Origin of the sequence: Streptomyces sp. CNQ085 (assembly GCF_022614595.1) — a bacterium.
GTDB lineage: Bacteria > Actinomycetota > Actinomycetes > Streptomycetales > Streptomycetaceae > Streptomyces.
This window is the reverse complement of sequence record NZ_JAJFAU010000165.1, coordinates 7,066-10,664: the sequence shown is the minus strand read 5'-3', so window position 1 is coordinate 10,664 and position 3,599 is coordinate 7,066. Positions and strand designations below refer to the sequence as shown.

Below are 3,599 nucleotides of genomic sequence, written 5' to 3'. Positions count from 1 at the left end.
GCCACCTCATGATCGTTGAGCTTCGACACCCCAATGATCACGAAGCCCGTGCCTGCTCTGCTATGCACCCCAACCGGTCACAGCCCGACCCAGCCGCACGACTCCGGAACTTGACCAAGCCCTGCCCGTCAGCGCGTTCTCCTGGATGAAACATTTCCTGCGGACGCCTTCCCGCCGGTGACTCCGGCCGGTCGGTTCCCCTGTTCTTTCCGGCCGCCCGCCATCCCGCTGTCTTGAATGTGCCTCTCCGGAAGGCGGGCGCGTGTTTAGCCTGGGGCGTGTGAGGAAACCTTTCGCTGCGGGGCCGATGGGCTCCGAGGGTGCCGAGTTCCCGGCCGGGGCACTCGGCGATCGCCGAGCGCCCCGGATCCTGGGGACCGCGCCCGGTGGATCGTCCGTCGGCGGCCGCCCCGGAGCCGTACTCGGCCGGACCCCGCTGCGAGCACCTCGGCCGGCCGCCGGGGCCTGTGCCGGTGACATAAGGAGAGAACCAAGGGGCGCCGAACCCTCCGCTGTGATGAGGCGCCACCTTCCGCGGATGAGTGGCCGGCCGGGGCTGGAGCGTGCAGACCGGGGCCGTTGAGAGCGGCAGCGATCAAGCAGGTTGTCAAACCGTGGTTCCCCGTGGAGACCCGTCGCAGGCGAAACTCTCGGAACAGGTGGTGGAATAGGTTCGGTGAAGCCGGGAGTCGCGGTCGGCTCCGCTCCGAGATGCCGGTGAAAAAATCTTCGCAAGAATGAAAACAGCTTTGTCCCGTCGGCCGGCTGCCGCGGGAAAAATCTTGTGAAGCGTCAGGGGGAGCACGTGCCAAACCGGCTGATGAGCCGCCCCACCGCATGTGCCGCTCTTCCGTCCGGAAGATCATGCATACCTCCCGAGGTTCGGTGTCTCCCCGTTCACGTAGCCGTCGAAACGGAAACATGTCGATTCCATGTCCGCTCCCATCAGGTAGAGGCATGATTTCACGAGGGGGATTCGTGATGAGTACTTGGAATGGCGTGACGATCCAGCTCCTGGGGTCGGTTTCCCTTCTGAAGGAAACCGTTCGGATACCCATCCGGGGGCAGCGGCAGCGCCGCTTCTTCGCCTCCCTGGCCCTGAGACCCGGTCAGGTCATCTCCAAGGAAGCGATTATCGAGGACTCCTGGGGCGACGACCCGCCGGTCACCGTCTCGGGACAACTGCAGACCACGGCCTGGATGATCCGTACCGCGCTGCGGGAGGCAGGAGTCGGCCGCGACGCCCTCGGCTCGAGCGACCGTGGCTACGAGCTGCGGGTACCTCTGGCATCAGTCGACCTCTTCGCCTTCCGGGAGGCCGTACGCAGCGCTCGCGAATCGTACAAACAGGGGAGGTACGAGGAGGCTTCCGAGCGGCTCGACGCCGCGCTGACCCTGTGGAAGGGCTCGGCCTTCGCCGACGTCACCTCCAGCCGCCTGCGCCTGAGGGCGAAGTCGCTGGAGGACGAGCGAACGGCGGCAGCCGAACTGCGCGCCCTGGTCGACTTCGGCCTCGGGTACTACAGCGACGCGATCGCACGGCTGTCGGAGCTGGTCCACCGCGACCCCTACCGGGAGGACCTGTACGTCAGCCTTATGAGGGCCTACTACGCGGAGGGCCGGCAGGCCGACGCGATCCAGGTCTTCCACCGGGCGAAGGACATCCTGCGGGAGCAGATCGGGATCAGCCCGGGGGAGAGGATGACGAGCGTCATGCAGGCCATCCTCCGCCAGGACGAGAAGGTCCTGTTGGCCGCCCCGGCATAGGGACCCGGAGCAACCGCTACGTGGCGTCGGCCTCCCCGCGGAGCGATGACGGGGAGGCCGGCGCCCGCGGCGCCCTCCCGGGACGGTCCCGCCCCTCACCGGTGGACGGGCTCGCCGGCCGGGTTCCGGCCGCGCAGCAGGAACCAGGCGACGGCCGAGGCGAGGAGCAGCAGATCGGCGGCGACGCGCAGCACATGATCACGACCGAAACCCATGACTCGACAACAGGCCATGTGAGACATGAATGTCTCACTCGATGCGTGAGTGGCTCGTCCCGGTCAAGCGTGCGCCGGTGTTCCGCCTCTGCGCAGGGCCGCCGACGGGCCCCGGGCGGGCGGGGAACGAGGGCTTCCGCCCTGTCCGTTCGGCCGGTGCGGCGCATGCGAGGATGTCGCATGTGACCGAATCGTCTTCCCTGCCCGTCGCGGAGCGCGTGCCCCTCGGCCGCGGTCTGGGCTCCCGTGCCGCCGCCGTGCTCGTGTTCGGATCCTCGGCCGCGGTCCTGGTGGTCGAGATCGTCGCCCTGCGGCTGCTGGCCCCCTACCTCGGCCTCACCCTCGAGACCAGCACCATGGTGATCGGCATCGCCCTCACCGCGATCGCGCTGGGCTCCTGGCTGGGTGGGCGCGTCGCCGACCGGGTCGATCCGCGGCGGCTCCTGGGCCCCTCGCTCGGGGTGTCGGGGGCGGTCGTGGCGCTCACCCCCGCCGTGCTGCGCGGCACCGCGGAGTGGGCGCCGCCGGCGCTGCTGTCGATCGCGTCGCTGACCATCCTGGTGCCGGGCGCGCTGCTCTCCGCGGTGACGCCGATCGTGACCAAGCTGCGTCTGACCAGCCTCGCCGAGACCGGAACGGTCGTCGGCCGGCTGTCCGGCGTCGGCACCGCCGGCGCCATCCTCGGCACCGTCCTGACCGGCTTCGTCCTCGTGTCGCGCCTGCCGGTCAGCGGCATCCTGATCGGCCTGGGGACACTGCTGGTGGCCGGCTCGGCACTGGTGGAGTGGCGGACGCGCGGGTGGAGCGGCACCCCCGCCCTGGCGCTCGCGGTCGTCGCGGGCGGCCTGGCCACCACGGTCGCGCCCGGCGGCTGCGACGCGGAGACCAGGTACCACTGCGCGCGGATCGTCGCCGACCCCGGCCGGGACAGCGGCCGCACACTCGTCCTGGACGGCCTGCGGCACTCCTACGTCGACACCGAGGACCCGACCTACCTGAAGTTCGCCTACGTGCGCGCCATCGCCTCGGTGGTCGACGCCGCCTTCCCCGAGGAGGAGCCGCTCGCCGCCCACCACCTGGGCGGCGGCGGGCTCACCTACCCCCGTTACCTGGCGGCCACACGGCCCGGGACGCGCAGCGTCGTGTCCGAGATCGACGGCGGGGTCGTGCGCATCGACCACGACCGGCTCGGTCTGGGCTCCGAAACCGGTATCGACGTACGCGTCGAGGACGGAAGGCTCGGTCTGCGGCGGCTGGACGCCGGCAGCCGCGACCTCGTCGTCGGCGACGCCTTCGGGGGCGTCAGCGTGCCCTGGCACCTCACCACGGTGGAGGCGCTGACCGAGGTGCGGCGGGTGCTCGACGAGGACGGCCTGTACGTCGCCAACCTCATCGACCACGGTGATCTGGCCTTCGCGCGCGCCGAGGCCGCCACCCTCGGTGAGGTCTTCGGGCACGTCGCCCTCGTCGGGGACCCGGCCGACATCGGCCTGGGTCCGGCCGCCGACGCCGACGGCGGCAATCTGGTGGTGCTGGCCTCCGGCCGGCCGGTCGACCCGCACGCGATCCAGGAGGAGCTGGACGCCCGGCGGACCGGCTGGAAGGTCGTCACCGGTG

General features: G+C 70.5%; 2 protein-coding genes. Both read left to right on the top strand.

Annotated features, from left to right (window positions below; translation table 11 throughout):
• The first annotated feature begins 981 nt into the window (after positions 1-981).
• Positions 982-1,767, top strand: a complete 786-nt coding sequence (locus LJ221_RS21180; RefSeq protein ID WP_241718321.1) for a BTAD domain-containing putative transcriptional regulator — start codon at positions 982-984, stop codon at positions 1,765-1,767.
• A gap of 397 nt (positions 1,768-2,164) precedes the next feature.
• Positions 2,165-3,599 (top strand): fused MFS/spermidine synthase (locus LJ221_RS21175; RefSeq protein ID WP_241718320.1); only part of this gene is annotated, 1,435 nt, incomplete at its 3' end.